The organism is Thermoflexus hugenholtzii JAD2 (assembly GCF_900187885.1).
Classification (GTDB): Bacteria; Chloroflexota; Anaerolineae; order Thermoflexales; family Thermoflexaceae; genus Thermoflexus; species Thermoflexus hugenholtzii.
Genome location: NZ_FYEK01000061.1, coordinates 1 through 25,971, shown reverse-complemented (window position 1 = coordinate 25,971; position 25,971 = coordinate 1). Strand labels below are relative to the sequence as shown.

26 protein-coding genes and 3 pseudogenes are annotated in these 25,971 nt (G+C 67.8%); 15 read left to right on the top strand and 14 right to left on the bottom strand.

Annotated elements, in window-relative coordinates; genetic code table 11:
• Positions 1 to 18 precede the first annotated feature (18 nt).
• The 5 genes from CFB18_RS12135 to CFB18_RS12115 all read left to right on the top strand — a co-directional run bounded on the left by CFB18_RS12135 (position 19) and on the right by CFB18_RS12115 (position 4,829).
• On the top strand, positions 19 to 1,197 hold the full coding sequence (locus tag CFB18_RS12135) for an aminotransferase class I/II-fold pyridoxal phosphate-dependent enzyme (protein WP_088572067.1): 1,179 nt from the start codon (positions 19 to 21) through the stop codon (positions 1,195 to 1,197).
• Between the two features lie 183 nt (positions 1,198 to 1,380).
• Positions 1,381 to 2,685: a GTPase HflX gene (hflX, locus tag CFB18_RS12130; protein WP_200808204.1), complete on the top strand. Its 1,305-nt coding sequence runs from the start codon at positions 1,381 to 1,383 to the stop codon at positions 2,683 to 2,685.
• Positions 2,686 to 2,702: 17 nt separating this feature from the next.
• Positions 2,703 to 2,933, top strand: a complete 231-nt coding sequence (locus CFB18_RS12125) for a hypothetical protein (protein ID WP_088572065.1) — start codon at positions 2,703 to 2,705, stop codon at positions 2,931 to 2,933.
• A 10-nt stretch (positions 2,934 to 2,943) separates the two neighbouring features.
• On the top strand, positions 2,944 to 3,945 hold the full coding sequence (gene miaA, locus CFB18_RS12120) for a tRNA (adenosine(37)-N6)-dimethylallyltransferase MiaA (RefSeq protein WP_088572064.1): 1,002 nt from the start codon (positions 2,944 to 2,946) through the stop codon (positions 3,943 to 3,945).
• Positions 3,942 to 4,829, top strand: coding sequence for a DMT family transporter (locus tag CFB18_RS12115; RefSeq protein WP_088572063.1), 888 nt, complete (start codon positions 3,942 to 3,944; stop codon positions 4,827 to 4,829). The genes miaA and CFB18_RS12115 overlap by 4 nt, the downstream gene beginning before the upstream one ends.
• Positions 4,830 to 4,975: 146 nt before the next feature.
• Here CFB18_RS12115 and CFB18_RS12110 read toward each other — a convergent pair whose 3' ends face one another.
• The 13 genes and pseudogenes from CFB18_RS12110 to rpmH form a co-directional block, all read right to left on the bottom strand.
• Positions 4,976 to 6,565, bottom strand: coding sequence for an amidohydrolase (locus CFB18_RS12110; RefSeq protein WP_088572062.1), 1,590 nt, complete (start codon positions 6,563 to 6,565; stop codon positions 4,976 to 4,978).
• A gap of 47 nt (positions 6,566 to 6,612) precedes the next feature.
• Positions 6,613 to 7,266, bottom strand: a complete 654-nt coding sequence (locus CFB18_RS12105; protein ID WP_159461735.1) for an anti-sigma factor — start codon at positions 7,264 to 7,266, stop codon at positions 6,613 to 6,615.
• 151 nt (positions 7,267 to 7,417) lie between these two features.
• On the bottom strand, positions 7,418 to 7,999 hold the full coding sequence (locus CFB18_RS12100; RefSeq protein ID WP_159461734.1) for an RNA polymerase sigma factor: 582 nt from the start codon (positions 7,997 to 7,999) through the stop codon (positions 7,418 to 7,420).
• Positions 7,996 to 9,192 (bottom strand): M24 family metallopeptidase, encoded by a 1,197-nt coding sequence (locus tag CFB18_RS12095; protein WP_088572060.1) that lies wholly within the window; start codon positions 9,190 to 9,192, stop codon positions 7,996 to 7,998. Before CFB18_RS12095 ends, CFB18_RS12100 begins: the two co-directional genes overlap by 4 nt.
• Positions 9,193 to 9,225: 33 nt before the next feature.
• The gene (locus CFB18_RS12090) at positions 9,226 to 10,074 is read right to left on the bottom strand and encodes a ParB/RepB/Spo0J family partition protein (protein ID WP_088572059.1); all 849 of its coding nucleotides are present in this window, start codon (positions 10,072 to 10,074) and stop codon (positions 9,226 to 9,228) included.
• Positions 10,064 to 10,864: a ParA family protein gene (locus CFB18_RS12085; protein WP_088572058.1), complete on the bottom strand. Its 801-nt coding sequence runs from the start codon at positions 10,862 to 10,864 to the stop codon at positions 10,064 to 10,066. Before CFB18_RS12085 ends, CFB18_RS12090 begins: the two co-directional genes overlap by 11 nt.
• 24 nt (positions 10,865 to 10,888) lie before the next feature.
• Positions 10,889 to 11,725, bottom strand: a complete 837-nt coding sequence (locus tag CFB18_RS12080) for a PfkB family carbohydrate kinase (RefSeq protein ID WP_088572057.1) — start codon at positions 11,723 to 11,725, stop codon at positions 10,889 to 10,891.
• 2 nt (positions 11,726 to 11,727) lie between these two features.
• Positions 11,728 to 12,441: an RNA-binding cell elongation regulator Jag/EloR gene (gene jag / locus CFB18_RS12075; protein ID WP_088572056.1), complete on the bottom strand. Its 714-nt coding sequence runs from the start codon at positions 12,439 to 12,441 to the stop codon at positions 11,728 to 11,730.
• A gap of 70 nt (positions 12,442 to 12,511) precedes the next feature.
• Complete coding sequence (locus CFB18_RS12070) at positions 12,512 to 13,393, bottom strand: YidC/Oxa1 family membrane protein insertase (RefSeq protein ID WP_088572055.1); 882 nt, start codon at positions 13,391 to 13,393, stop codon at positions 12,512 to 12,514.
• Positions 13,394 to 13,433: 40 nt separating this feature from the next.
• Positions 13,434 to 14,549, bottom strand: a complete 1,116-nt coding sequence (locus CFB18_RS12065) for an outer membrane protein assembly factor BamB family protein (RefSeq protein ID WP_088572054.1) — start codon at positions 14,547 to 14,549, stop codon at positions 13,434 to 13,436.
• A gap of 333 nt (positions 14,550 to 14,882) precedes the next feature.
• On the bottom strand, positions 14,883 to 15,113 hold the full coding sequence (gene yidD, locus CFB18_RS12060) for a membrane protein insertion efficiency factor YidD (RefSeq protein ID WP_088572053.1): 231 nt from the start codon (positions 15,111 to 15,113) through the stop codon (positions 14,883 to 14,885).
• A 4-nt stretch (positions 15,114 to 15,117) separates the two neighbouring features.
• Positions 15,118 to 15,501 (bottom strand): ribonuclease P protein component, encoded by a 384-nt coding sequence (rnpA, locus tag CFB18_RS12055; protein WP_088572077.1) that lies wholly within the window; start codon positions 15,499 to 15,501, stop codon positions 15,118 to 15,120.
• A gap of 86 nt (positions 15,502 to 15,587) precedes the next feature.
• Positions 15,588 to 15,719 (bottom strand): annotated as a pseudogene (rpmH, locus tag CFB18_RS16050) (50S ribosomal protein L34); the annotation flags it as partial.
• A 244-nt stretch (positions 15,720 to 15,963) separates the two neighbouring features.
• Here rpmH and proC point away from each other — a divergent pair.
• From proC to CFB18_RS12030, 4 genes are all read left to right on the top strand, one after another.
• On the top strand, positions 15,964 to 16,818 hold the full coding sequence (gene proC / locus CFB18_RS12045) for a pyrroline-5-carboxylate reductase (RefSeq protein ID WP_088572051.1): 855 nt from the start codon (positions 15,964 to 15,966) through the stop codon (positions 16,816 to 16,818).
• Entirely contained in the window at positions 16,793 to 17,308 is a 516-nt protein-coding gene (locus CFB18_RS12040) for a TIGR00725 family protein (RefSeq protein ID WP_088572050.1), read from the top strand. The genes proC and CFB18_RS12040 overlap by 26 nt, the downstream gene beginning before the upstream one ends.
• 63 nt (positions 17,309 to 17,371) lie before the next feature.
• Positions 17,372 to 18,367 carry a carbohydrate kinase family protein gene (locus CFB18_RS12035; protein ID WP_159461733.1) on the top strand — a complete coding sequence of 332 codons (996 nt, stop codon included), beginning with the start codon at positions 17,372 to 17,374 and terminating at the stop codon, positions 18,365 to 18,367.
• A gap of 30 nt (positions 18,368 to 18,397) precedes the next feature.
• Positions 18,398 to 19,279, top strand: coding sequence for a GGDEF domain-containing response regulator (locus CFB18_RS12030; RefSeq protein ID WP_088572048.1), 882 nt, complete (start codon positions 18,398 to 18,400; stop codon positions 19,277 to 19,279).
• Between the two features lie 334 nt (positions 19,280 to 19,613).
• Here CFB18_RS12030 and CFB18_RS12025 read toward each other — a convergent pair.
• Positions 19,614 to 19,784, bottom strand: a pseudogene (locus CFB18_RS12025) (UPF0175 family protein); the annotation flags it as partial.
• 170 nt (positions 19,785 to 19,954) lie between these two features.
• Between CFB18_RS12025 and CFB18_RS12020 the strand changes: the two are divergent.
• The 6 genes and pseudogenes from CFB18_RS12020 to CFB18_RS15115 all read left to right on the top strand — a co-directional run.
• The gene (locus CFB18_RS12020) at positions 19,955 to 21,106 is read left to right on the top strand and encodes an NAD(P)/FAD-dependent oxidoreductase (protein ID WP_088572046.1); all 1,152 of its coding nucleotides are present in this window, start codon (positions 19,955 to 19,957) and stop codon (positions 21,104 to 21,106) included.
• Between the two features lie 22 nt (positions 21,107 to 21,128).
• Positions 21,129 to 21,641: a helical membrane plugin domain-containing protein gene (locus CFB18_RS12015; RefSeq protein ID WP_088572045.1), complete on the top strand. Its 513-nt coding sequence runs from the start codon at positions 21,129 to 21,131 to the stop codon at positions 21,639 to 21,641.
• 571 nt (positions 21,642 to 22,212) lie between these two features.
• Positions 22,213 to 22,686, top strand: coding sequence for a hypothetical protein (locus CFB18_RS15120; protein WP_143597610.1), 474 nt, complete (start codon positions 22,213 to 22,215; stop codon positions 22,684 to 22,686).
• A gap of 79 nt (positions 22,687 to 22,765) precedes the next feature.
• Positions 22,766 to 23,695, top strand: a complete 930-nt coding sequence (locus CFB18_RS12010; RefSeq protein ID WP_088572044.1) for an ABC transporter ATP-binding protein — start codon at positions 22,766 to 22,768, stop codon at positions 23,693 to 23,695.
• A 10-nt stretch (positions 23,696 to 23,705) separates the two neighbouring features.
• Positions 23,706 to 24,965, top strand: coding sequence for an ABC transporter permease (locus CFB18_RS12005; RefSeq protein WP_088572043.1), 1,260 nt, complete (start codon positions 23,706 to 23,708; stop codon positions 24,963 to 24,965).
• A 130-nt stretch (positions 24,966 to 25,095) separates the two neighbouring features.
• Positions 25,096 to 25,971: pseudogene (locus CFB18_RS15115) on the top strand (IS256 family transposase); the annotation flags it as partial.

The following is a 25,971-nucleotide window of genomic DNA, read 5'->3' as shown; positions in this document are numbered from 1 at the left end:
CATGGAGGTGGAAGGGAGATGCCGCCTGCCCCCTCGGAGCGCATGCAGCGCCTGAAGCCGTATCCCTTCGCCGCCCTGGAGCGGCGGATCGCGGAGCTCCAGGCAGAGGGCCGCGACGTCATCCGCCTGGACATCGGCAGCCCGGATATGGCCCCCCCATCCTTCATCCTCGAGGCCATGGAAAAAAGCGCGCGGGACCCCCGGGCCCACGGTTACGCCGGCTACCGGGGGATCCCCGCCCTGCGCCAGGCGGTGGCCCGCTTCTACGCCCGCCGCTTCGGCGTGGCGCTCGACCCCGACCGCGAGGTCCTGATCCTCATCGGCTCCAAGGAGGGGATCTTCAACCTGAGCCTGGCCTACCTGGGCCCAGGGGATGTCGCCTTAGTCCCCTCCCCGGGATACCCCACCTACACGGATGGGGCCCTGGCGGCCGGGGCCGATGTCTTCTACATGCCGCTGCGGCGGGAGCGGGGCTGGTTCCCGGATTTCTCCGAGATCCCCGCCGAGGTCCTGGCCCGGGCGAAGATCCTCTGGCTGAACTATCCCAACAATCCCACCGCCGCCTGCCCCACCCCGGAGTTCCTAACGGAGGCGGTGGCTTTCGCCCGCCGGCACAACCTGCTCCTGGCCTACGATAACCCCTACGCCGACGTCGCCTTCGACGGCTACCGAGCCCCCAGCGTCCTCAGCGTCCCGGGGGCCAAAGAGGTGGCCGTGGAGTTCTACTCCCTCTCCAAATCCCACAACATGGCCGGCTGGCGTGTGGGGATGCTGGTGGGCAACGCGGAGGTGGTGGGCACCCTGGCCCGGCTCAAAAGCAACATCGACTCCGGGCACTTCCGCCCCATCCAGGAGGCCGCGGCCGTGGCCCTCACCCACGACGACGAGTGGATGGCGGAGCGCAACGCCGAATACGCCCGGCGGCGGGACGTGATGGTGGACGCCCTGAACGCCGCGGGCTTGACGACGGAGCGGCCCCGTGCCACGATTTATGTGTGGGCGCGGCTGCCCGAGGGCTGGCGCAGCGCCGATTACGCCGCCCGGCTGCTGGAGGCCACCGGCGTCTCCGTCGCCCCCGGGGCCATGTTCGGCGAGGCCGGCGAAGGCTACATCCGGATCTCCCTGGTCCAGCCGGTCCCCCGCCTGGAGGAAGCCGCGCGCCGCATCCAGGCCTTCCAGCAGGCTCTGGGAGGGTGAGGGATGAGCTATGAGCCCTATCTCATCGCCGCTGCCCTGTTCGAAGCCCTGGTCTTCGGATGGGCGCTCTGGACCGCCTGGCGAGAAGGACGCCGGTCCGGTGCCCCGCGCCCCTAACCGCGGACAAGGAGGTGTCCGATCGGACGAGAAACCCGGGAGACGACGGCCCCGGTCGATCGCGCCGTGCTGGTCGGCACGGAAGTCTATGGGAAGCCGGGGCTGCTGCCCGTGGAGGACTCCCTGGACGAGCTGGCGCAGCTGGCCCGCACGGCCGGCGTGGAGGTCGTCGGCCGGGCGGTCCAGCGCCTGCGCCGGATCCACCCCGCCACCTACATCGGGCCCGGGAAGGTGGAGGAGATCCGCGCCCTGGTCCGGGCCATGAACGCCAACATGGTCATCTTCGACGATGAGCTCTCCCCCTCCCAGCAACGCAACCTGGAGAACGCCTTTGGCGACGAGGTGCGGGTGCTGGACCGCACGGCCCTGATCCTTGACATCTTCGCCCAGCATGCCCACACCCGGGAAGGGGCCCTCCAGGTGGAGCTGGCCCAGTATGAATATCGCCTGCCCCGGCTGACCCGGCGCTGGCAGAACCTGGCCCAGCAGGCCGGCGGCTCCTTCGGCCGCGGGGGGATCAGCGGGGTGGGCCTGCGGGGGCCCGGCGAGAAGCAGCTGGAGATCGACCGCCGGCGGATCAAGGAGCGCATCGCCCATCTCAAGCGCGAACTGGAGGAGGTGCGGGCCCACCGCCAGCGCTACCGCGAGCGGCGACGCCGCGCCCAGATCCCGGTGGTCGCCCTGGTGGGCTACACCAACGCCGGCAAGTCCACCCTCCTCAACGCCGTCTCCGGGGCCCACGTCCTGGTGGCCGACCAGCTCTTCGCCACCCTGGACCCCACCACGCGGCGGGTGAAGCTCCCCGCGGGAGGCATCGCCCTCTTCACTGACACCGTCGGGTTCATCCAGAAGCTCCCCCATCCGCTGGTGGCCGCCTTCCGGGCCACCCTGGAGGAGATCAACGAGGCCGACCTGATCATCCACGTCCTCGACATCACCCATCCCAACGCCCGGCAACAGGCCCAGGTGGTGATCCGCACCCTGCGGGAGATCGGGGTGCAGGACATCCCGATGATCACCGCCCTCAACAAGATCGACCGGCTTCCGGACCCGGAGCAGGCCCGCGCCCTGGCCGCGGAACATCCCGACTTCGTGGCCATCTCCGCCGCCTACGGCATCGGCCTGGAGGACCTGCTGCGCAAGGTGGAGGCGATCCTCTATCAGAGCCTCACGTCAGTGCGGGTGCGGCTGCCCCTGAGCCGGGGGGACCTCATCGCCCTGTTCTATGAGCAGGGCATGGTGGAGTGGGAAGCCCACACTGACAGCGAGGTCACCCTCTCGGGCCGGCTGCCCGCCCGGCTGCTGGCTGCCTTCCGCCCTTATCTGGAACACTCCGAGGCCGAACGGGCCTCACGAGAGCCCGTGCGGTGAATCCGGCGGGGGCCCGAATGCCGGATCTGAACCGCTGGATCGATCGCACCGCCGAGTTCTTGGCCCATTACAAGGGCCTGCCCATCCTCATCGGGGTCGGCCTGATCCTCCTGGACTTCCTGATGGTCCTCCTCCACCGTCTGGCGCCGGGTCTCCCCCTCGTGGACCTGGTGGCGGGGTTGCACTGCTTCCTCTACCTGGGGCTGCTTACCGCCCTGCTCGGCGGGCTCATCGCGGAGGTCCTCTGAGGGATCGGGGATGACAGAGCGCCCTTCCCCTCCGCGCCCCCTGGTGGCCATCGTGGGGCCTACTGCCGTCGGGAAGAGCGAGGTCGCGCTGATCCTGGCGGAGCGACTGAACGGCGAGATCGTCTCCGCCGACTCCCGCCAGATCTACCGGGGGATGGACATCGGCACCGCCAAGCCCACGCCGAAGGAGCGGGCCCGCGTCCCCCATCACCTGATCGATGTCACCGACCCGGACTGCCCCCTGACCCTGGCCGAATACCAGCGCATGGCCTACGCCGCCATTGAGGAGATCCACCGGCGGGGGCGATTGCCCTTCCTGGTCGGGGGGACCGGGCTCTACGTCTGGGCGGTGGTGGAGGGCTGGCAGATCCCTCCGGCCCCACCGGACCCCGCGCTACGGCAGGCCCTGGAGGAACGGGCGCAACGGGAGGGGCCCGGAGCCCTGTATGAAGAGCTGCGCCGGCTGGACCCCGAAGCGGCGGCCCGGATCGATCCCCGCAACCTGCGGCGGGTGATCCGCGCCCTGGAGGTCTGCTACCGCACCGGGCAGCCCTTCTCCGCCCAGCGGCGCAAGAACCCGCCGCCTTACGCCACGATCATGATCGGCCTGACGCGGCCCCGGGAGGAGCTCTACCGGCGGATCGATGAGCGGGTGGAGCGTATGATCGCCGCGGGGCTGATCGAGGAGGTGCGCCGCTTGGCCGAGCGCTACCCGTGGGAGCTCCCGGCCATGACCGGCCTGGGCTACCGGCAGATCGGGGCGTATCTGCGGGGTGAGATCCCGCTGGAGGAGGCGATCCGCCGCATCCGATCGGCCACCCGCGCCTTCGTGCATCATCAGTATAACTGGTTCCGGCTGGAAGACTCTCGCATCCGGTGGTTCGACCTGAGTCGCGTCGGCGTCGAGGACATCGAGGCCTGGTTGCGAGAGGAGCTCGCCCGCCGGCTCCAGGAGGCAACCCCGGCCGGCCCTGCGCAGAATCCCAACCCGTCCCCGGAGTCCTCCGGATGATCGGTTACCTCTACGTCCTCGCCGCCGCTTGCCTGTGGGGACTGATCGGCCCGCTGAGCCGGCTGGCCTTCGCCTCTGGATGGACACCCCTGGAGGTGGCCTTCTGGCGGGCGGCTCTCGCCGGCCTGTTGTTCGGCCTCCATGCCCTCCGCCTCGGCCGGGTTTGCGTGGCTCGAAGGGATCTTCCCATCGTGGTCGCCTTCGGCCTCGTCGGTGTGGCGCTGTTTTACGCCTCCTTCCAGTTCGCGGTGCAAGCCGGCGGCGGGGCGATGGCTGCGGTCTTGCTCTACACCGCCCCCGCCTGGGTGGCCCTGCTCTCCTGGATCTTCTTGAAGGAGGCGATGGGGCCGCGCAAGCTGGCCGCTTTGACGCTCACCCTGCTCGGGGTGGCAGGGGTCAGCCTTCAAGGAGGCACCGTGCGCATCAGCGTCGCTGGCATCCTCTGGGGATTGACCGCCGGGTTCACCTATGCCCTGTATTATCTGTTCGGGAAGCTCTACCTTCCGCGCTACGAAACGCCGACGCTCTTCGCTTACGCTATGCCGGTGGGTGCCCTTGCCCTGCTGCCCCTGGTCTCCTTCCATCCGCCGACCCTACCCGCTTGGGGCGCCGTCCTTCTCCTCACCGTGGGCTCCACCTACCTGGCCTATCTGACCTACTCCGTTGGCCTGCGACGGCTGGAGGCGACCCGAGCAGCGGTGGTTGCCACCGTGGAGCCAGTGGTCGCAGCGCTCGTCTCCTACCTGGCCTGGGGGGAACGCTTCGGGCCGCTGGGCTACCTCGGGGCTGCGCTGATCCTCGTCGGAGTGCTGCTCACCTTTCAGAGATCCCCCGCCCCTACCGCCCGACCTGCTGGGAGCCAGCCAGCGGAAGAATCCCTATGATCACGATCGAAGAAGGGCTTCTATCGGGTCATCCCCTTCGATGTTGGTGGGATTGTCAAGGCCCTTGCGGGTCTCCCACACCCGGTCTGTAGGGGCGCAGCGGCGCTGCGCCCCTCCTGCGAGAGATGGGGATCCTCCAAATGCGTTCAGTCCAGAAGATGGCTCCCCTTTCGGAACACCCAGCGGCCGCCGACCATGGTCCCCAGAACCTCCAGATCCCGCAGGGCATCCGGGGGAATCCGGAAGGGATCCTCGGGGAGCACGATGAGGTCCGCCCACATCCCGGGCCGCAGCCGGCCCTGCCATCGCTCCAGGCCGGCGGCCCAGGCCGGGCCCATGGTGTAGGCCTCCAGGGCCTCAGTCAGAGAAAGGGCCTGCTCGGGATGCCAGCCGTCGCGGACCACCGCCGCGTGCAGGCCCCACCACGGGTTCGGGGGCTCCACCGGGGCGTCGGAGCCGAAGGCCAGCCGGGCCCCCGCCGCCTTCAGGCGGCGCCAGGCGTAGGCGGTGGCGCACCGGCTCCCCCAGTAGCGCTCTGCCATGGGGCGATCCGAGACCGCGTGGATCGGCTGCATGGAGGCCACGATCCCCAGGGCGCCGAAACGGGGGATGTCCGCCGGGTGCACGAGCTGGGCATGTTCGATCCGGTGCCGCCGGGCCTCCGGTGGGATGCCGCGCTGAGCCTCCAGCGCCCGCAACGCCTCGAAAAGATCCAGGACCTCCCGGTTCGCCCGGTCGCCGATGGCGTGAATCGCCAGGGACAGGCCCCCGAGGGTCGCCCGATGGGCGGCCTCCCGCATGACCTCGGGGGAGGTGTAAGCGATCCCCGTGTTCTCCGGCTCCCCTTCGTAGGGCTCCAGCATCCACGCCGTCCGCGGCCCCAGGGCCCCATCGGCGAAGATCTTCACTGACCCGATGCGCAGCCAGGCATCCCCGAACCCGGTGCGCAGCCCGACGGCAAGGGCGTGATCCAGCGCAGACAAAGGAATGTGCTGCACCACCCGCAGGGGGAGATCCCCCCGCGCGTGGAGGATCTGGAGGGCGGCGAAGCTGCGGGGGCCATCGAAGTTGTGCACCGCTGTCAGCCCCAGGGTGGCCAGCTCGTAGAGCACCTCATATAGGGCCTCTGCCAGCTCCTCGACGGACGGCTCGGGGATGATCTGAGCAATCAGGTCGATGGCCCGTTCGAAGAAGAGGCCGGTGGGCTCCCCGGCCGCATCGCGGGCGATCCGCCCCCCTGGGGGATCCGGGGTGTCCCGGGTGACGCCCGCCCGGCGCATCGCTTCCCGGTTGACCCAGAGGGCATGGCCGCTGCGGGCCCACAGAGCCACCGGATGGGCCGGCGCCACCCGGTCCAGATCATCGGCCGTGGGGAAGCGTCCCCAGCGCTCCTGCAGCCATCCTCGTCCGACGATCCACTCCCTGGGCGGCCGGGTGGCCGCCTGCCGGGCCACCCGGGCCAGGGCCTCCTCGAGGGTCGGCGTGTCGACGTCCACTCCCATCTGGAGGCGGGCATATCCCTCCAGATGGAAGTGGGCGTCGATCAGGCCCGGGAGCACCGTCGCGCCCTTCAGGTCCAGGACCCGGGTGCGAGGCCCCTGCCACGCCCGCACCGCCTCCATGGGGCCCACCGCCGCGAGGGTTTCCCCCACCACGGCCAGGGCCTCCGCCTCCGGCTGCTCGGGGTCCTGGGTGTAGATGCGGGCGTTCCACAGGATCCAGTCCGCAGCCTGCATGGGCACCTCCGGATCAAGGGCCGAACGCGGCGAAGATCCGGAATCCATCAACGCAGGACGCCGCGCAGGACCTGGGGGCCGGTGGGAGAGGGGCTGCCGCCTTCCGGCTCCAGGGTCACCCCGATACGCGCATAGGCCGTCAACGGGAGGGGAACGGTGACCGTATAGACCCCATACGGTCGGGGCTGGGTGCGGAAGATCCCGCCGCTGACACGGCGCCCGGCGGCGTCCATAAACCAGACCTGGTAGACCTGGCCCTCCGGCGGGACCGCCAGTCCCTTGGTCACCAGCAGGCCTTGGCTGTCTTCCAGGATGAGATAACCCTGCGCATCCGGTGCCGCCTCCGCCCCCTGAAGCGAGAACACCTGAGGCGTCGTCGCAGATCGGAAACTGAGGAGTGAGGGAGCAAAGAGCACCAGCGTGAGGATCGCGATGACCAGGACGATCCCCAGCCCCAGCCAGCGCTCGCTGCGCCGTGAAGTCCTCCGCGCCCCGGCCAGCAGCCGCGCCCTCAAGCGCGGCGAGGGACGGCGCAGGGGGGCAGCATAGGCCAGGGCCGCGGCGGCCTCCCGGTAACGGCGCACCCGCTCCCGGCACTCCGGGCACCCGGCCAGGTGAGCCGCCACCGCGGCCGCCTCCTCCGGCGGCAGCGCTCCCAGGGCGTAAACGGCCAGCTCTTCCTCCAGGATCTCGTGCTCCATCGCTTCGCCTCGCTCCATCCACGGGACCCGGTGATCCGGGTTTCCTCCGGAAGCATCCCCAGAGGTAGCGCCCCTGCCGCGCGCGGATTTGTAGCGTTCTCTCTATCCGTGATACGCACGGGGCCCACTTCAGGATCCTTCCCGGATCGCCTTATGGGATCATTCCCCGCTCGGCCAGCCAGTCATGGACCTTCCGCAGCGCCAGATACAGGCGGCTCTTGACGGTCCCCAGGGGCTCGCCCAGATGCGCGGCGATCTCCCGATGGGTCCATCCCCGGAAATAGGCCAGCTCCAGCACCTGCCGCTGGGCAGGCGGGAGGGCCGCCAGGGCCTCCCGGATCGCCTGGGCCAGCTCCCGGGCCTCCACCAGGTCCTCCACCGAGGGGTCCGGGAGCGCAGGTTCCACCTCCCCCTGCGGGGGCTCCGGGAGCTGGGGCGGCCGGGCGCGACGGCGGCGCAGGGCGTCGATGGCCCGATGGCGCACCATGGCGTGGAGCCAAGTGGTGAAGCGGCCCCGCTCCGGCGTGAAGGCCCCGGCGTGCTGCCAGATGCTCCAGAACACATCCAAGACCACCTCCTCAGCGGTCTCGGGGTCGCCCAGGATGCGCATGGCGAGGGAGAAGGCCCGGGCCGCGTGCCGGTCGTAAAGGGCCGCCAGCGCCTGCTCGTCGCCTCCCGCGATCCGCGCGAGGAGCACAGCGTCTTCGAGATCGGCATAGCCTGCTTCCTTCACGGTCGGATCACCCAGAGCTCCGCCTGCGGATGGCTGATCCACTCCGCCCCATGGGGCGTGACCCGCACGTCCTCCTCCAGCCCGACGTAGCCATACCCGGGCACCCGCACGCCCAACTCCAGCGTGAACACGTTGCCGGCCTCCACCACCCCGTAAGGGGTCTGGCCATAACGCTCCCAGCGTGGCCCCAGGATCGTGGAGCCATCATGCACGGTCCGCCCGATGTGATGCCCCAAGGCGTGCAGATACTCCGGATAGCCCTGCCCGGTTAGGGCGCGACGGGCGGCGGCGTCCACTTCCCATCCCTGAACGCCCGGCCGCAGGGCCTGAAAGCCCGCCTGGATCGCCTCCCGAACCGCCCGGAACGCCCGCTGGACCTCCGGCGGGGGCTCCGTCTCGCCCTCGCCCAGCACATACCAGACGCGCTGCAGATCCGAGCAGAATCCCTCCTGACGGATCCCCAGATCCACGTGGACCAGGGTGCCGGGCGCCACCCGGCGATCCCCCGGCATCGCGTGCCCTGCCGGGGCCTCAGGGCCCACGGCGACGATGGGGCAGTAATCCGGATCCCAGGCCGGCTCCACCCCATAGGCGCGCATCCGCTCGTGGACGAAGGCCTGAATCTCCCGCTCAGTGCGACCGGGACGCAGGAAGGCCCCGATCTCTGCGAACAGCCGCTCGGTGGTCTCCACCGCCCGCCGGATCGCCTCCAGCTCCAGGGGGGTCTTGCGGCCGCGCAGGGCTCCGATGAGGTCCTCCGCCGAGATCAGGCGGCCGACGAAGGGGGTGCCGCTCAGGAGCCGGTGGAGCATGCACCACATCCCGTGGGTCAAGCCGTCGGCCGCCGGATCGTTCTCCGAGTAATTGATGGCGATCTCCCGGGGGTTCAGCCGCTGGAGCGTCTCCACCAGGGGCCCCCGGATGCTCTCATCGTAGCCGATGACCGGATCCCAGACTTCCAGGGCGGCCACGTTCTCCCGGTCGAACCGGCCGACGATGGCCACGCGATCCCCCTGGGCGGTGAGGATGAAGGCCGAGATCCAAGTGACGTTCAGGTCCAGGATCAGATCCAGAACGGGATCCCGAGTCTGCTCTGTCTCCCGGACGAACGTGAGCCAGGCGTCGATCCCCTTCTCGTTCAGGAGGGCAATGGCCTGCCGCACCTTCTCACGGATGAGGGCCGGGTTGGGCATGGAAGGACCTCCGGGTCGAGGTGGATGATGGGATCACGAGGAGCCGAGCAAGCGGCGAAGGAGGGCCTCCAGTTCTTCCTCAGAATAGTAGTAGATGACGATGCGCCCGCCTTTGCGGTTATGAGAGAGCCGGACCTTGGTGCCCAAGGCCTGACGCAGGCGGCCCTCCAGCTCCGCCAGGCCGGGCGGGAGGGAGGCTGCCTTCCGCCGGGCCGGGCGCTGGCCCTGCAGGCGGCGGGCCAGCTCCTCGGTCGCCCGCACGCTCAGGCCCTCCTCCAGGATGCGCCGGAGGACCATCTCCTGTTGGGCCGGGTGGGGGAGCATCAGCAGGGCCCGGGCGTGGCCCTCCGTGATGCGCCCCTCCATCAGGTGGGCTTGAATGGAGGGCGGCAGCTGGAGCAGGCGCAGGGCATTGGTGATCGTCGCCCGGCTCCGGCCGACCCGGCGGGCGACCTCCTCGTGGGTCAGGCCGAATTGTTCGATCAAATACCGGTAGGCCTGGGCCTCCTCAATGGGGTTGAGATCCGCCCGCTGCAGGTTCTCCACCAGGGCCAGCTCCAGCATCTGCTGGGGGGCCACCTCGCGGACCACCACCGGCACCGTCGTCAGGCCGGCCCGTCGGGCGGCCCGCCATCGGCGCTCCCCGGCGATCAGGGTGTAGCGCGGCGGGTCCGCCTGGGTCTGGGTGACGATCAGGGGTTGCAGCAGGCCGTGCTCCCGGATGGACTGGGCCAGCTCCTCCAGCTCCGCCTCGTCGATCTGCCGGCGGGGCTGGTGAGGATTGGGCTCGATGGCCTCGATGGGGACCTCCAGAAGGCCTGCGGCCTCGCCGGCCGGCAGCAGGGCCTCCAGGCCTTTCCCCAATCCGAATTTACGGCCCATACGCGCCTCCTTCCAGCGAAGGGACCGGCAGGCCATCCCCCTGCAGCAGCTCCCGAGCCAGGGCCGTATAGGCGAGGGCGCCCGGGGAATTCGGGGCATAGGCGATGATTGGGAGACCGTAGCTGGGCGCCTCCGCGAGGCGCACGCTGCGGGGGATCACCGTCCGGAACACCCGCCCCGGGAAATGATGCCGCACCTCCTCGACCACCTGCTGGGCCAGCCGCGAGCGGGCGTCGAACATAGTCAGCAGGAAGCCCCGCACGTGCAGGCGGGGGTTGAACCGCTGGCGCACCCGCGTCATCGTCTGAAGCAGGCGGGAAAGCCCTTCCAGGGCCAGATACTCGCATTGCACCGGGACGATCAAGGCGTCCGCTGCCACCATGGCGTTGAGGGTCAGCAGGCCGAGGCTGGGAGGGCAATCGATCAGCACGTAATCGTAAGCGGAGCGGACCTCCTCCAGGGCCCGGCGGAGGCGGAACTCCCGTTCCGGCGCCGAAACCAGCTCCACTTCCGCGCCGGCCAGATCCACGGCGGCCGGGGCCAGATGCAGGCCCTCCCAGCGCGTGGGCAGGATCCGCTCCGGGAGGGGCGCGCCGTCCACGAGCGCCTCATAGACGGAGCGCGGGAGAGCGGAGCGATCGATCCCCAGGCTGGCCGTCGCGTTGCCCTGGGGGTCCAGGTCGACCAGCAGCACCGAGCGCCCGGCGGCCGCCAGACACGCCGCCAGGTTCACCGCCGAGGTCGTCTTGCCCACCCCACCCTTTTGATTGGCGAAGGCGTAAACCGGCATCGCTCGGCGCTCCCTCGCCCGGGATCAGAAGGCCATCTCCCGCCGGATGGCCGCGATCTCCTCGGGCCGGGGAGTGCCCTCCAGGCCCGGTCGGGTCACCGAAAGGGCCGCCACCCGCGCGGCATACCGGGCCGCCGCCAAGGGGTCCCGCGTCTCCCAGAGCCGGATGAAGAAGGCCGCCGCGAAGACATCCCCCGCGCCGGTGGGATCCACCTCCTCGACCGGATACGCCGGGATCGGATGGGGGAGGCCGTCCAGGAAAAGAGTGGCGCCCCGGGCCGCCTGAGTGACCACCAGGATGCGCGTCTGACGCGCCCAGCGACGGGCCGTCTCCCAGTCCCCCTGGATGTCCTCCTCGCTGAAGACCACCGCATCGGCGCGGGGGAGGATCCACTCTGCCTCCCGCCAGGGCTGGGGATAGACCTGGCCCTGAGCATCCCAGGCGCGCATCCAGCCCTGCGGGGTGACCCCGCGCAGGGCGCCTTCAAAGGCCTCCAACAGGGAGGGATCCACCTCGCCAGCGATAGGGCCCAAGTGGACCACCCGGGGTCGGCGCCATTCCAGGGGGACCGCGGCCGGGAGCAGCCGCTCGGCGACGCCATGCACGCGCTGCCGGCGTCCCTCCGGGGTATACACGTTCTCGAACTCGGTGGTCCGCTCCGCCGGGAGGTTCATGAGATACGCCCCATCCAGCGCCGGCCGGGGGTCCCAGTCCGGGCCAGTGCTGGTGATCACCCCCACCCGCCAGCCGTGGGCCAGGGCCGTCCGCCCGGCGTAGGCTGCTGTCCCTCCGAACATCGGGCCGGCCGGCGTCCGGTCCCGACACACATGGCCGATGATCACGTAATCCACGGGGGACATCGTCACTCCTCAGTAGTCCAGCGCATGGCGATCACCACCCGCCGCTCCTCGCCCTCCCCAATGCTGTAAGTGGTCACCCGCGGATGATCCTTCAGGGCCATGTGGATCACCCGGCGTTCAGCGGCCGGCATCGGCTCCAGCTCGACCGGGCGGCCGGTGGCCATCACCTGTTCGGCTTTCTTCAGGGCCAGGCGTCGGAGGGCCTCCGCCCGCTTCGCCCGGTAGCCATTGATGTCCACGATCAGGGGGACGAACGCCCCGAGGCGCCGGGCCACGATGGCCCGCACCAGGGTCTGGAAGGCATAAAGAGTGCGGCCATGGTGGCCGATCAGGCGCCCAGCCGTGGGGCCCTCGATCCGCGCCGCCCAGATGGTGGAGGGCTCGGAGCCCTCCGCCCCTTCCACCGGCTCCTGGGCGATGGAGAGCCGGGCCGACATCCCCAGGGATTCCAGAAGGCCGTGGATAGCCTCCGCGATCGCTTCCTCGACCTGCTCCGGAGCTGGAAGTGGAGGAGGTGTCTCCGGCGGGCGGCGCACGATCAGGCGCACCCGGGCCTCCCGCGCCCCCAGGCCCAGGAAGCCCGGGCTCCCGGGATCCAGCACCTCGATCTCCACCGCTTCCCGGGGGACCCCCAGCCGGGCCAGCCCGGCCTGGATGGCCGCCTCGATGGTCGGACCACTGACAATCAGCTCCGGAGATGATCCGAGATCCGTCATCAATCGCTCACCTCTTTGTGGAGATCCGGAACGGTGATCAGGAAGGCGAGGGCCGTCCCCCGCTCTTCTCTCACTTCGCGCTCCGGGCCTTGCGGCGCGGGCGGGCAGGCGGCGCCGGCGTGGCAGGTCCCGAAGATGCTGAAGATGAAGGAGTAACCGGGGCCCGGCCCGGGGCCAAGCGGCGGGCCAGCGCTCCTCGCCAGTCCCGCGTGACCAAGGCGAACTGGACCACCGAGATCAGGTTGGTGACGATGAAGTAGATGCTCAACCCCACCGCTAGGTTGTAGCTGATCCACCCGAAGAAGAGCGGCATATACAGGTTCATCAGCTGGGTGGTCATCCGCGTTTGGGGATCCGTGCTCGGCGGGGTCATCACCTTCTGGGACCACCACGTCGTGAGGATCACCAGGAGGGTCATGAGCGGCAGCGGGATCAGGATCCCACCCACTGGGACGAAGATCCGCTCCGGCCGCCCCAGGTCCCAGAGCAGGAACTGGCTCTGGATGGGAAGGAGGGTGGCCAGGGCGGGGAACCCATTGAACCGGTAGAGCAGCTTGGCTAGGTCGATGACCATGATGGGATTAAGGGCCAGGACGTGGATGATGGCCTGGTAGACAGCGATCAGGATCGGGAACTGAATCAGGAGGGGGAGACACCCTCCCAGAGGGTTGACCCCTGCCTCCTTATAAAGCTTCATCTGCTCCTGGGCCAGCTTCTCCCGATCCTTCCCGTATTTCTTCTGAAGCTCCTGCAGGCGGGGCTGGAGCTCCTGCATCTTCTTCATTGCCTGCTGCTGCTTGGCCATCAGCGGATAGAGCAGCAGGCGGATCAACACCGTCAGGGCCACGATGGCCAGGACGAAGTTCCGCCCCAACAGGGCGTAGAGCACCAGCAGCAGGTTGACCAGCGGCTGGAAGAACAGCAGATTCGTGATCAACGTGATCGGATTCATCCGGCCTCCTTACCGGCTATCCCGAAGGGTCTGGCTCCCCTCAGCGAGCCAGTTTCCAGGCCTCGCGGAGATCCGGGTGAAAAGCCACCACGCGGGACGGACCGCCGGTGGGAGCCACCACGATTCGATCCGCCGCCGCCACCGGCGAGGTGAGGAGACGCCCGGGCGCCAGGTTCACGGATTTCACCTTCGTCCCATCCGCCAGATTCAGCAAATGGAGCCATCCCGCCTCGTCGGCCACATACACGCGATCCTCGACCACCAGCGGGCGGGCGCGGACCGGGCCGTTGGCCTGGAAGGGCTGAGCCCAGAGGGGACGTCCCTGGCGATCCAGGGCCCACACCTTCCCGCTCATATCCCCGACGATCAGGCGATCGCCCGCCACTGCGGGCCCATCCCACACCCAATGGCTGGCCCGGAAGCGCCAGCGCTCCTGCCCGCTGTACAGATCCACGGCGTAGAGGTGATCGTCGAAGGCCCCTGCGTAGAGGATCTCCCCGTCCAGGGTCAGGGCGCCCGCGATGGCCCCCCCGGCCTGGAAGGGCGCCGGCCAACGGAGCACCCCGCTCTCCCGATCCAGGGCCAGCAGCCGATGATCCATCGTCCCCACCACCAGAAGCGTTCCAGAGAGGACGGGCGTGGACCAGATCCGCGCGGCCCCCCGTCCGGCCTCGGGCAGGCGCGTCCGCCAGCGCGGTTGTCCGGTCTCCGGATCCAGGGCGATCACCCAGCCATCTCCGGTGCCTGCGAAGACCTGCGTCCCATCGGAGATCAGGCCGGCGAAGATGGGGCCCAGGGGCGGCTGCTCCGCCGGCGGATAGACCCATTGCAGGGCTCCGCTCTCCCGATCCAGCCCGCACAGGCGGCTCTCCCCCGTGCCCGGGTTCTCCGCGGCGATGACGACCCGCTCCGCCACGACCGCAGGGGCCGCATGGTAAACCCCGCCGCAGGCGCCCGCGTTCCCATCCTTCGGAGGGAACCGCCAGCGCTCCTGACCGGACTGCGGATCCACTGCCAGCACGTGATCGAGATCCGCAACGTAAAGGGTCTGATCCCCCACCTGCATCCCCGGCCAGTTCGGGGGGGCGCCGCTGCAGGCGGCCAGCACCACCCCCGTCAGCATCCCCAATCCCTTCAGAATGTTCCGCAATGACATCCGCAACGGTGCCACCTCCGGAAACCCGGTCCTGGGAGGACCGGGCCGAGATGCAAGACCGGAGCTCCGAAGACCTTTGTGCCGATTGAAATCGGCCTCTACAGGCGCTTGCGCGCCGAGCGTCGGCCTCCGCCGACGTAAGCAACGTTCCTCGGTCGGCGCAGGCCGACCGTCGGCCGAAGGCCCCAGGAGGCCGAATTCATTCGGCGCCCCCCGCGCCAGGCGTCGGCCTCCACCGACGCGGGCGACGTTCCTCGGTCGGCGTAGGCCGACCGTTGGCCGAAGGCCTCATCCGGTCGAATTCATTCGACGCCCCCGGGCGCCCCTGCTCCCCTATGGGACCGGATCGTAACCGCCGGGATGAAGCGGATGGCAACGGGCGATCCGTTTGAGGCCCAGCCATCCTCCCCGGAGCAATCCGTAGCGAGCGATGGCCTCATAGGTGTATTGAGAGCAGCTCGGATAAAACCGGCAGCTGGGAGGCAGGAAGGGAGAGATCCACCGCTGATACAGGCGGATCAACCCCATCGCCGCCCGCGCCGGGAGATCCTTTCCACCTCCCATCTCTTCACTCCGTCTCCTTAGGGAAGCTCTCCCCGGGCCCTTCCCGCGAAGCCACCAGCAGCCCCAGCCGGCGGAGCGCCTCGCATAGCGCTGCCTCCGCATCCTGCCGCTTGCGCTCCGGGAGATCCGGCCGGGCGATGAGCACCAGATCCCAGCCCGGCCGGATCTCGTGGAGATGCAGACGGGCGGCCTCACGGAGCAGGCGCTTGGCCCGGTTCCGGCGGACCGCTTTGCCGAGGGCACGCCGCCCCGCGATGACCGCCACCCGGGTGACCCCCAGGTCGTTCGGGGCGGCGATCAGCTTCAGCAGCGGGGTGGACCAGGACCGCCCTTCCCGCAGGACCCGCTCGATGGCTTTGCGGTGACGCAGCCGGACCAGCGAGGCCACAGCGACCGGGGAGATCAATCCTTACGGCCGGAGGGGCCGCGATACTTCCCTTTCCAGTTGATGCGCTTGGCCCCCTCATATTGCGGGGTCAGCCGCCACCGGCCCTTCAGCCGCCGCGCCTTCAAGACCCGCCGCCCGCCCTTGGTGCGCATGCGGGCCAGGAACCCGTGCACCTTCAAGCGCTTCCGCCGCTTGGGCTGATAGGTCCGCTTGGGCATCTCGTCGGAACCTCCGCGCGAAGGCTGGAAAGCAACGCAAGGGATAATTATAACCGAAGCCGCCGCTCCGGCCAGGCCCGGGGATCCGCCAGCGGCCGCTTCCCTAATTCTACTTCGATCTTGCGAGGGCCGGCGGATCTTCTTATACTCCACAAACAACCATGAAGCGGGGGCCTGAAAACGCCTTGCTTCGGAGAAGCAGCGAGGGCGCAGGATCTGGAGTGAACTCGGAAGGGAGGGGACGATGTCGGTGGATGGACGTTTGCCGCGGATCGCCTTCATCGGCAGCGGGGTGATGGCCGAGGCGATGATCCGCGGGCTGTTGCGGGACAACCTGATCGACCCCCAGGACATCATCGCCAGCGGGCCGCGGCCGGAGCGGGGGCAGGAGCTCCGGAGCCGCTATGGGGTGCGCGCCACCGTGCACAACCCGGAGGCGGCTGCCGAGGCGGAGATCGTGGTCCTCTCCGTCAAGCCCCAGGTGATCCCCCGCGTGCTCCCGGAGCTGCGCGGCCACATCCGCCCGCAGGCCCTCGTCTTCTCCATCGCCGCCGGCGTGCGCATCGCCACCCTGCGGGAAGGCCTGGGGGTCTCCGCCATCATCCGGGCGATGCCCAACACCCCTGCCCAAATCGGCCAGGGGGTCACCGTGTGGACGGCCACGGAAGAGGTGACCCCGCGCCAGCGGGAGCAGGCGATCCTGCTCATGCGGGCGATGGGCGAGGAAGTCTACGTGGACGATGAGCGCTACCTGGATATGGCCACCGCCCTGACCGGGACCGGGCCGGCGTATGTATTCCTCTTCATGGAGGCGATGGTGGACGCGGGGGTCCATCTGGGGTTCTCCCGACGGGTGGCCGAGCAGCTGGTGTATCAGACCGTCATCGGCTCCGCCCTCTACGCCCGCCAGTCCGGTTTGCACCTGGCGGCGCTGCGCAACCAGGTGACCTCCCCGGGGGGCACCACCGCGGAGGCGCTGTATCACCTGGAGAAGGGTGGCTTCCGCACGGTGATCTCCCGCGCCATCTGGGCAGCTTACGTGCGTTCACGGCAGCTGGGCCGGGGGGCCGCCGATGAAGTCGAGCGGCTGGAGCGTTGAACGGCCGCTCCGGATCGCGGTGGTGGGGAGCAGCGAGGCCACGCCCCAGGAGGAAGCCTGGGCTTACACCGTGGGCCGCCGGCTAGCCGAGGCCGGCGCGGTGGTGATCTGCGGCGGCCGCGGCGGGGTGATGGAGGCCGTCTGCCGGGGCGCCGTGGAGGCCGGCGGGCTCACCGTCGGGATCCTCCCCGGGAGCGATCCCGCAGAGGCCAACCCTTACGTGCGTCTCCCCCTGCCCACCGGGCTGGGCGAGGCGCGCAACGCCCTGGTCGTGCGAGCCGCGGAGGCCGTGATCGCCATCGGGGGGGAGTTCGGCACCCTCTCCGAGATCGCCCTGGCCCTCAAATGGGGCATCCCGGTCATCGGCCTGGGGACATGGACGCTGCACCGGCCGGGGATCACCGTCCCGATGGAGACGGTTTCCTCGCCGGAGGAAGCCGTGGCGCGCGCCCTCGCCCGGGCCCGGGCGCGCCACGCCCCGGCATCCTGAAGCGGGGCCGCCGGCGCGCCTCGGCCAATGGACCAACACAACCCCAACGGAGGGTCCTGCTGCGTGCTGCTGGCCATCGGCGATGTCACGGTGGATCTCTACCTGGCCCTCCCCCGCCTCCCGAAGCCCGGAGAGGATCTGCACGCTGCCCGGATGATCCTGCGGGCCGGGGGATCCGCAGCCAACACCGCCGCGGTGGCCGCCCAGCTGGGGCTCCCGGCCCGCCTGATCGGCGCGATCGGTCAGGATCCCCTGGGAGAGTGGGTGGCGGAGGAGCTGCGCGCCAGCGGCGTGGAGATCGAGCTCCTCCAGCGGTGTCCTGAGGCCCCCACCTCCGTGATCACTGTTCTCGTGACGCCGGAAGGGGAGCGAACGATGCTCTCCCACCGGGGAGCCAGCCGGCTCGCCCGCCTCCCGGAGTTCCCCCTTCCGCCGGCAGGGTTCGTCCATCTTTCCGGCTACGCCCTCTTGGAAGAGAGCCCGCTCCTCCACACGGCAATGGCCATGCTGAGGGAAGCGGCAACAGCAGGTCTCCATTGCGCCCTGGATCCCGGGCTGCCGGCCTGTCGGATGGCTCCCCAGGCGGTGCGGGAGGCCCTCCGGGAAGTGGAGATCCTGCTGTTGAACGAGGCCGAAGCCGACCTCCTGTTCGGGCTCGATCCCCGGTCCGGCTTCCGGGAGGCGCCTCGGTTGCGCTGGATCGTCCTCAAACGGGGCGAGCAGGGATGCCGCCTGCTGGGGCGAGCAGGCGAAGAACAGACCGTGCCCGCCTTCCGGGTTCCGGTGCTGGATACCACCGGCGCCGGGGATGCCTTCGACGCCGGCTTCCTGCTCGGCCTGGCCCGGGGCGCTTCCCCGGCGGCAGCCGCTCTGTTGGGTAACGCGGCCGGCGCCCTGGCCTGCACCGTCTGGGGCGTGATTGGGTCTTTCCCCGGCCGGGAGGCGCTGGAGCGACTGCTCCAGGAGGCCTCCCAAGACCCTGCCTGGGCACCGTGGCGCGCGCTCCTCGAAGAGGCACAGACCTGCCTGGCCGAGGCCCAGATCGCTGGCGAGGGCTGAACCTTGTCACCCGGATGGAGCTCATACGCGATGTCCGAGAAGCCCGCTCAGATCCTGGTGGTGGAAGACGACCCCGCCCTGCGGGAATTGCTCACCACCGTCCTGCGCAAAGCCGGTTACGAGGTAGAAGCCGTGGAGGACGGCCCGGCCGCCCTAGAGTGGATCCGAGGCCGGCAGCCGGACCTCATTCTTCTGGATGTGATGCTGCCCGGCCTGGACGGCTTTGAAGTATGCCGCCGGGTGAGAGAGCTCTGGCATCTGCGCACCGTCCCCGTGCTGATGCTCACCGCCCTGGGGCGCATCGAGGACAAGCTGCGAGGGATCCAGGCGGGCGCGGACGATTATCTCACCAAGCCCGTGGCCATCCCCGAGCTCCTGGCTCGGGTGGAGATGCATCTGCGCCGCTCCCGGCGGGAGCGGGCCACCAATCCCCTTTCCGGGCTCCCCGGGAACCCGGAGATCGAGGCAGAGATCATGCGACGGTTCCGCAGCGGGGAGCCTTTCGGGATCGCCTATGTGGACCTGAACGCCTTCAAGGACTTCAACGATCGCTATGGGTTCCGGGAAGGGGATCGAGTGCTGCAAGCCTTCGCCCGGCTGTTGCAGGAGACCATGGCCGCTTACGGGGATCCCACCCGGGACTTCATCGGCCACATCGGGGGCGACGACTTCGTCCTCCTCACCCGCCCCCATGTGCTCAGCCCGGTCTCCCGGGAGATCCTGGAGAAATTCCCTCAGGCTGTTGGCGCCCCGGAGCTCTCGGTCTCCATCGTCGGCGGCGTGGTGGATCCGAGCCGGGGGCCGGATCTGGAGCGACTGATCCGCCACCTAGCCGCCCTCAAACGCCAGGCCAAACAGGAGGATCGCCCCCTCCTGCTCTCCGGCAACCTGGGCCTCGAAGCGGGGGAGTAGAGAAGAGGGCCGATTCGATCGGTCCACCCTCAGGCTTTGGCCTCCAGCAGAACCCTCAGGGTTCCCCAGACCGCCAGGCCGGCTGCCTGCGCGATCCACCGGGCAAGTCTATCATCCGGGATTCTCCAGAGCCAGAGCAATCACAGAAAGCTCCTCAGGCCCCAGATCCGGGGCTAACCGTTCAAAGGGTGGCTGCTGCGGATCCCTTGCACGCAACCATGAATCATTGAGGGGATCATGCACATCGTAGCCTCTCCGCTGTCCTTCTTCCAGCTCGTGAACAACAGCGATGGTGGCCTAAACTCTGATATCGCTCCAGGCTCAACAAAAATTACACCCGGGACAGCCCGGCCAGCTCTGCGACTCGCCCGGAGGACAGGCGTCCCATCTCATAGAGCTTCACGGCTGCCAGCATGCGCAACTCCCGGGCGAAAGATTCCTCATCCATTTTCCCTGCCAGGAGCACCTTGTCGGGGATTTCCAGGAAGATCCTGCGCGTGGCCATCCGGCCCTCCCTGACGGCCCTGCGAGTTGCCCCGCACCTCTTTCACTATCCTAAACATTCAACCGCGCGGCGCTGCTCCCATGTCACCCGCCCGGGCGTCTCGCATCCAATGAGATGGAGGGGATCCACCCTGGATCTCCTCATCCTCAGCCTCAGGTTGGAGGTGGCAGATGGCGAGGATCATGATCCTGGGCGGTGGCAGCGGCGGCCTGGTGGTGGCCAACAAACTGGCCCGCGGCCTGCGTGGGACCTCCCACGAGATCCTTCTGGTGGACCGCAGCCCCTATCACTACTTCATGCCCTCCTTCCCATGGGTGGCCCTGGGTTTCAAGGAGCCGGAGCAGGTGCGCCGGCCCCTGAAGAACCTGGAGAAGAAAGGCGTCCGGGTGCTTCAGGGCGAGGTCCGGGAGATCCGCATCCCCGAGAAACGCGTTCGCGTGAACGGCGAGGATCTTTCCTACGATCTGATGGTGGTCGCCTTGGGGGCGGAGGTGAAGCCGGATCTGATGCCCGGATTCGAGGCGGCTTACCATCCGTGGACCATCGAAGGGGCCCTCCGGATGCGGGAGGCGATCCAGCGGTTCGAGGGGGGACGCATCGTGATCGGCGTCTCCGGGCCTTACTACCGTTGTCCCCCCGCGCCTTATGAGATCGCCGGGCAGCTGGATTTCGCCCTCCGCGCCCGCCGGCTGCGGGACAAATCGGAGATCGTCCTGGCCCATCCTCACCCGCAGCCGCTCTCGGCGATGGGGCCAGCCATCAGCGGGGTGATCACCGAGATCCTGGCCGCCAAGGGCGTGCGGTTTGAGGGGAACTTTCACGCTAAGGCCATCGACCCGGAGCGGCGGCTGCTCCTCGGGCAGGACGGCCGGGAGATCCCCTTCGATCTGCTGATCATGGTCCCGCCGCATCGGCCCAGCGTGGCCGGGATGTGCCCGGGCCTCCTCACCCCCGCCGGCTTCCCCCTCGTCGATCCGAAGACCTTCCGCTGTCTGGCGGATCCCGACGTGTTCGCCATCGGGGACATGGTCAACCCGGCCATCAACCTGCCGGCGGCCGGCGTGGTCGCCCACTTCCAGGCGGAGTTCGTGGCCAACCAGATCCTGGCCGAGCTCAAGGGTGCCTACATCGGCGAGAGCTTCACCCCCGTCGCCATGTGCATCATGGACTTCGGTGACGACGCCGTGCTGCCCATGTGCGACTTCACCCGCATCCTGGATCTATCCGGCCCGCCTTCCTGCGGCGTGCTGGGCCGCAGCAAAGCGATCCGCTTGATCAAGATGCTCTTCGAATCCATATGGTTCGCCACTTACCTGAGCTGAACCCGACCGGGAGGCCACGGCCATGACGGAGCAAATCCTTCAGGATCCGAAGGCTCAGGAGGCGCTGGAGCGAACCCTCTCGCTCCTGATCCGGATGAACGAGACGGGGGCGCTGGCCTTTCTGGAGGACACGGTAGAGCTGCTCCCGGATTCCCTGTCGTATCTGATGGATCCGCGGCTGCTGAAGATCGGGGCCAACCTGGCCTACTTGCTGCACGTAGTGGAGCTGATAGAGCCGACCCTGATCACCGTGATGATGAGCCGCCTGGTGGAGGAGCTCAACCGGGAGCTGACGCCGGAGCGGATGAAGGAGCTCCCCCGCGTGGGGCCGGTCTCCCTGATGAAGGCCCTGGCGGACCCCGACGTCCAGCGGGGCCTGGGGATCCTCCTCCTGTTCCTGCGGGTGCTGGGGCGCGCCTTCGACCGCTCCAGCCAGGAGCTGATGGCCTTGATGGAGGCCACGGAGAAGACCCTCGCGGAGCTGCGCCGCCAGCGGGCGGAGATGGAACGCCAGGCCGCGGCCGTCGCCTCCTGAACCCCGCGGCAGACCCCTCGATGTCCGCCCCGCCCGGCGGCAGACGAACCGGAAGACGGGGGCCGGGAAAACCATCCACCGCACCGGCCCCCGACCCTCCATGGTTTGCTCAGGAGTCATCCGGAAGGCCTTTCACAAGCCATCGCGATCCTCCTTGTGGCGCTGCCCGGGACCCTTACAGACCGGATGAGAACGCCCGGGCTTATCCGCTGCATCCGCATCCTCTGGGACCCGGAGCTTGGCCCCACTGCCCAGCCACCCGGTTGCGACCATTCCCTTCTATATATCCTCCCCTTTTGCGCCCAATACCTACCTGCCGATCCCATCCACTTGCTCCCTCAAGATGGGACAATAAAAGAGGATAGGAGCTCCATTCGGTCGCTCTTGACAAATCATCCTTTTTGAGATATATGCAAGGAGGACAGGATCCACCACCTTCGTAGAGGACTTTACCCGGAAGGCAGGGAAATGGTGCGAAGGGCCGGGTTCTGGGTAAGGGGCGAGGCTCCCTTTCACAGGAGGCATAGCAATCCCCTTCCCGGATCTTTTACAACACTAAGGAGGAGTAAAAATGGGCTACAAATTGAATTTAGAGGGCTTTGAAGGACAAAACATTGAGGTCAAGATAAGTTTTTGGTCGAGTCCAAAGCTTCTTGTTAACAATCAGTCTGCACCCAAAGGGAGTAAACGCGGCGAAATGTTGCTACAACGTAACGATGGCAGACAGGTAATTGCTAAATGGAAGCCGCGGTTCCTGGGTTTAGATGTTCCACAACTTATCGTGGACGACAAATTGATCGACATTGTAGAACCTCTAAAGTGGTATCAATGGGTATGGATCGGTTTACCGATTGTTCTTGTTTTTATCGGTGGGGCGCTTGGGGCATTGATAGGATCAATCGGCGCCATTATCAACGCTAAAGTATTCAGGACAGATATAAACAGTGTTTTAAAGTATATCATTACCGGATCTGTATCTATTATGGCGGTTGTTTTATATTTCATCGTAGCGATACTCCTCGTTGTGCTTATTAATATGGCCTGAACGTGCCTATCATCCGCGGTCCATGGATATCACCGCTCCGTAAGGTGATTTCTTCGTGGAGAAGCGAACACCCAATTCTGTGATCAAAGTTGACGGGCTGGTCAAGAGATATGGCGATCGGGTGGTTCTCAACGGGGTGAGCTTCTCCGTCCGTGAGGGAGAGATCTTCGGCCTGCTGGGGCCGAACGGGGCCGGAAAGACGACGCTGATCTCCATCCTGGCCACCCTGCTTCCCCCGGACGAAGGACAGGTCCTCATCTGCGGATATGATCTGCGACGAGAAGCAGATCGGATCCGACCGCTCATCGGCTTCGTCCCCCAAGAGCTGGCCCTTTACCCCACCCTCAGCGCCTGGGACAACCTGGCCTTCTTCGGCCGCATCTACGGCCTGCGGGGGACAGCCCTCCAGGAACGCATCACTACTGTGCTGGACCTGGTGGGGCTGCGCGATCGCGCGGGGGACACGGTGCGCACCTTCTCCGGTGGGATGAAGCGCCGTCTCAACATCGCCGCCGGCCTCATCCACGGGCCGCGCCTTCTCCTCTTGGATGAGCCCACCGTGGGGGTGGACCCTCAATCGCGCAATTTCATCTTTGAGCACATCGAGCGGTTGAGGGCGGAGGGGATGACCATTCTCTACACCACTCACTACATGGAGGAGGCGGAGCAGCTCTGCGACCGGGTGGCGATCATGGACGAGGGACGCATCCTGGCCCTGGACACGCCCAAAGGGCTGATCGGCCTGCTGGGCGGCGGGGTCATCCACATGGAGGTAGCAGCGGAACATATGGAGGATCTGCTGTCCGCTGTCCGCGCCTTGCCTCATGTGCGAGCGGCTTCTTCCCGGGACAGGCAACTCAAAATTGAAACCCGCGCCGCCCGCCCGGCCCTGTTGGAGCTGATCCAACTATGCAACGCCCGCGATATCCCTATCCTCTCCCTGGAGGTGCTGGAGCCCAACCTGGAGAGCGTCTTTCTGCACCTCACAGGCAAGCGGCTGCGCGATTAGAGGGTGCGCTATGTTGAACCAGATCCTCGCCTTCACCTGGAAGGATCTTAAGATTTTCTTTAAGGATCCCGGAGCGGTGGCGCTGATCTTCCTGCAGCCTTTCATGTTCATTGTGGTGATGAGCTATGCCCTGGGCGGCCTGTTTGAGCCCGGCAAAGACCCCATCCGGATCCTGGTCGTGAACCAGGACATGGGGACCCAGGCGGCGACGATCATCCGGCAACTGGACGAAATGGAGGCCTTCCAGGTGGAAACAGCCTGGGAAGGCCAGCCCCTGACCCGGGAGATGGCGGAGAAGTTGATCCTCCAAGGAAAGCGCAACTTGGCCCTGGTTTTCCCTCCCGATTTCTCCGAGGTCCTGGCCCAGGATCCAGGGGCCACGCCGCGCCGCCGCACCCGGATATGGGTGATCGTAGACCCGGCGACCTCCAGTCCGTTCGTCGAGCCCATCCTGGGCACACTGCAGGGCCTGATCGAGCGGAGCACTTACACCGCGATGATGCCCAAGGGATTGGATTATCTCTTTACGCAGCTGGCGCCCCAGGTCCCCCCGGAGCAGCGCGAGGCCTTCAAAGCCCGGGCTCAGGAGGCGATGTCCGGCGGCCTGCTCGGTGGAGAGGAGCCCGTGGTCGCCCTGGAACGAACGGCCCCGCCCGGGATGCGGGTGGAGAAACTTCCAAACACCTTCCAGCAAAACGTCCCCGGCTACACGATCTACGGCGTTTTCTGGATCGTGAGCTTGCTGGCCGGATCGGTGCTGCAGGAAAAGCGCGAAGGAACTTTCCGCCGGCTGCTGGCCGCGCCGATGAGCCGGGCGGTGATGCTGACGGGAAAGCTGTTGCCCTATTACCTCATCAACCTGATCCAGATCGCCATCATGCTCGGGGCGTCCAGCTGGCTGTTCGGCCTGAGCCTCGGGCGCTCCCCCCTTGCCCTGCTGGCCGTGAGCCTGGCCGCCGCGGCCGCTGCCACCGGGCTGGGGGTGTTAGTCGCAGCCATCGTGCGCACCGAGGCCCAGGCGGGCGGCCTCACTGTCCTGCTGTTGCTGACCATGTCCGCCCTCGGTGGCTGCTTCGTCCCCCGCTTCGTTATGCCGGACTGGCTTCAGACGCTCGGTCTCCTCACGCCCCACGCCTGGGCGCTGGACGCCTATCAGGATCTGCTGGTGCGCGGATACGGGCTGCAGGAAGTATGGCCCAAAGTGGGCGCCCTGACGGCGTTCGCGGCGGCCTTCTTCGGCCTCGGCGTGTGGCGTTTCCGCTTCGATTGAAGTCACCCCCATCCGGAGCGGAACCGCCGGAAGCGAGGTACCCTCGAGGGGTGTGGAAAAGGCGAGGGCGGTGTACCCTTAGTTAAGAAGAAAACCACGGGCTACAGGCCTGAGGAGGGAGGACACCGCCATGCAGCAGCACAGCACGCACCGGGAGCAGTTGTCAATTCCTACCTGGGAGACCCTCCACGAGTAGCTCCGGGAGCGGATGCAGGAGCTCGTCCAATGGGTCCTGGCGGCGGAGGTGACGGAGCTTTGGGGGCGGGCTCGGTGCCAGCGGCGAGCGGAGGTAGGCGCCTTACCGGGGTACCGGAACGGGTATGGGAAGCCTCGCCAGCTGACCACACCCCTGGGGACGGTGACGTTGCGGCAGCCCCGGGTGCGGGGGTTGGAGGAGCGCTTTGTGAGCCGAATCCTGCCGCTGTTTGCCCGGAGAACCCAGGAGGTGGGGGAGCTGTTGCCGGAGCTGCACCTGCACGGGCTGGCGGAGGGGGACTTTGACCTGGCCCTGCGGGGGTTACTTAGGAGAGGACGCTTCCCTGTCCGCGAGCACGGTGGCCCGGCTGAAGGAGCCGTGGCAGGCAGAGTGGGAGGCGTGGCGGAGGAGGTGGCTGGAGGATCTGGAGCCGGTGTACCTGTGGGCGGATGGGGGATATGTGCGAGCGGGGCCGGAGAAGGAGAAGGCGGCGGTGCTGGTAGTGATCGTAGGGTGGGTGGACGGCCGGAAGGGGGTGGGGAGCGTGGAGCCGGGGGAAGTGGGACCTGCGGGACCGGGGAGTTGCGGGCGCCCCAGCGGGTCATCACGGATGGGCACCTGGGGATCTGGGGGGCGGTGCGGAACATCTGGCCGGAGACGGCCAAGCAGCGGTGCTGGAACCACAAGATCCTCAACGTGCTGGACCCGCTCCCCAAAACCCAGCAGATGCTCCGGGCTGTGGCGCACGCACCCAGCCGGAAGGAAGCAGATCACCAGCGGCAGGCCTTCGAGGCGTGGTGCCAAAGGCAG

Coding starts and splice junctions, on each gene's coding strand:
- CFB18_RS12135 (WP_088572067.1), top strand. CDS start 19: ATGCCGCCTGCCCCCTCGGAGCGCATGCAGCGCCTGAAGCCGTATCCC.
- CFB18_RS12125 (WP_088572065.1), top strand. CDS start 2,703: ATGCCGGATCTGAACCGCTGGATCGATCGCACCGCCGAGTTCTTGGCC.
- miaA (WP_088572064.1), top strand. CDS start 2,944: ATGACAGAGCGCCCTTCCCCTCCGCGCCCCCTGGTGGCCATCGTGGGG.
- CFB18_RS12115 (WP_088572063.1), top strand. CDS start 3,942: ATGATCGGTTACCTCTACGTCCTCGCCGCCGCTTGCCTGTGGGGACTG.
- CFB18_RS12110 (WP_088572062.1), bottom strand. CDS start 6,565: ATGCAGGCTGCGGACTGGATCCTGTGGAACGCCCGCATCTACACCCAG.
- CFB18_RS12105 (WP_159461735.1), bottom strand. CDS start 7,266: ATGGAGCACGAGATCCTGGAGGAAGAGCTGGCCGTTTACGCCCTGGGA.
- CFB18_RS12095 (WP_088572060.1), bottom strand. CDS start 9,192: ATGCCCAACCCGGCCCTCATCCGTGAGAAGGTGCGGCAGGCCATTGCC.
- CFB18_RS12090 (WP_088572059.1), bottom strand. CDS start 10,074: ATGGGCCGTAAATTCGGATTGGGGAAAGGCCTGGAGGCCCTGCTGCCG.
- CFB18_RS12085 (WP_088572058.1), bottom strand. CDS start 10,864: ATGCCGGTTTACGCCTTCGCCAATCAAAAGGGTGGGGTGGGCAAGACG.
- CFB18_RS12080 (WP_088572057.1), bottom strand. CDS start 11,725: ATGTCCCCCGTGGATTACGTGATCATCGGCCATGTGTGTCGGGACCGG.
- jag (WP_088572056.1), bottom strand. CDS start 12,441: ATGACGGATCTCGGATCATCTCCGGAGCTGATTGTCAGTGGTCCGACC.
- CFB18_RS12070 (WP_088572055.1), bottom strand. CDS start 13,393: ATGAATCCGATCACGTTGATCACGAATCTGCTGTTCTTCCAGCCGCTG.
- CFB18_RS12065 (WP_088572054.1), bottom strand. CDS start 14,549: ATGTCATTGCGGAACATTCTGAAGGGATTGGGGATGCTGACGGGGGTG.
- yidD (WP_088572053.1), bottom strand. CDS start 15,113: ATGGGAGGTGGAAAGGATCTCCCGGCGCGGGCGGCGATGGGGTTGATC.
- proC (WP_088572051.1), top strand. CDS start 15,964: ATGTCGGTGGATGGACGTTTGCCGCGGATCGCCTTCATCGGCAGCGGG.
- CFB18_RS12040 (WP_088572050.1), top strand. CDS start 16,793: ATGAAGTCGAGCGGCTGGAGCGTTGAACGGCCGCTCCGGATCGCGGTG.
- CFB18_RS12030 (WP_088572048.1), top strand. CDS start 18,398: ATGTCCGAGAAGCCCGCTCAGATCCTGGTGGTGGAAGACGACCCCGCC.
- CFB18_RS12020 (WP_088572046.1), top strand. CDS start 19,955: ATGGCGAGGATCATGATCCTGGGCGGTGGCAGCGGCGGCCTGGTGGTG.
- CFB18_RS12015 (WP_088572045.1), top strand. CDS start 21,129: ATGACGGAGCAAATCCTTCAGGATCCGAAGGCTCAGGAGGCGCTGGAG.
- CFB18_RS15120 (WP_143597610.1), top strand. CDS start 22,213: ATGGGCTACAAATTGAATTTAGAGGGCTTTGAAGGACAAAACATTGAG.
- CFB18_RS12005 (WP_088572043.1), top strand. CDS start 23,706: ATGTTGAACCAGATCCTCGCCTTCACCTGGAAGGATCTTAAGATTTTC.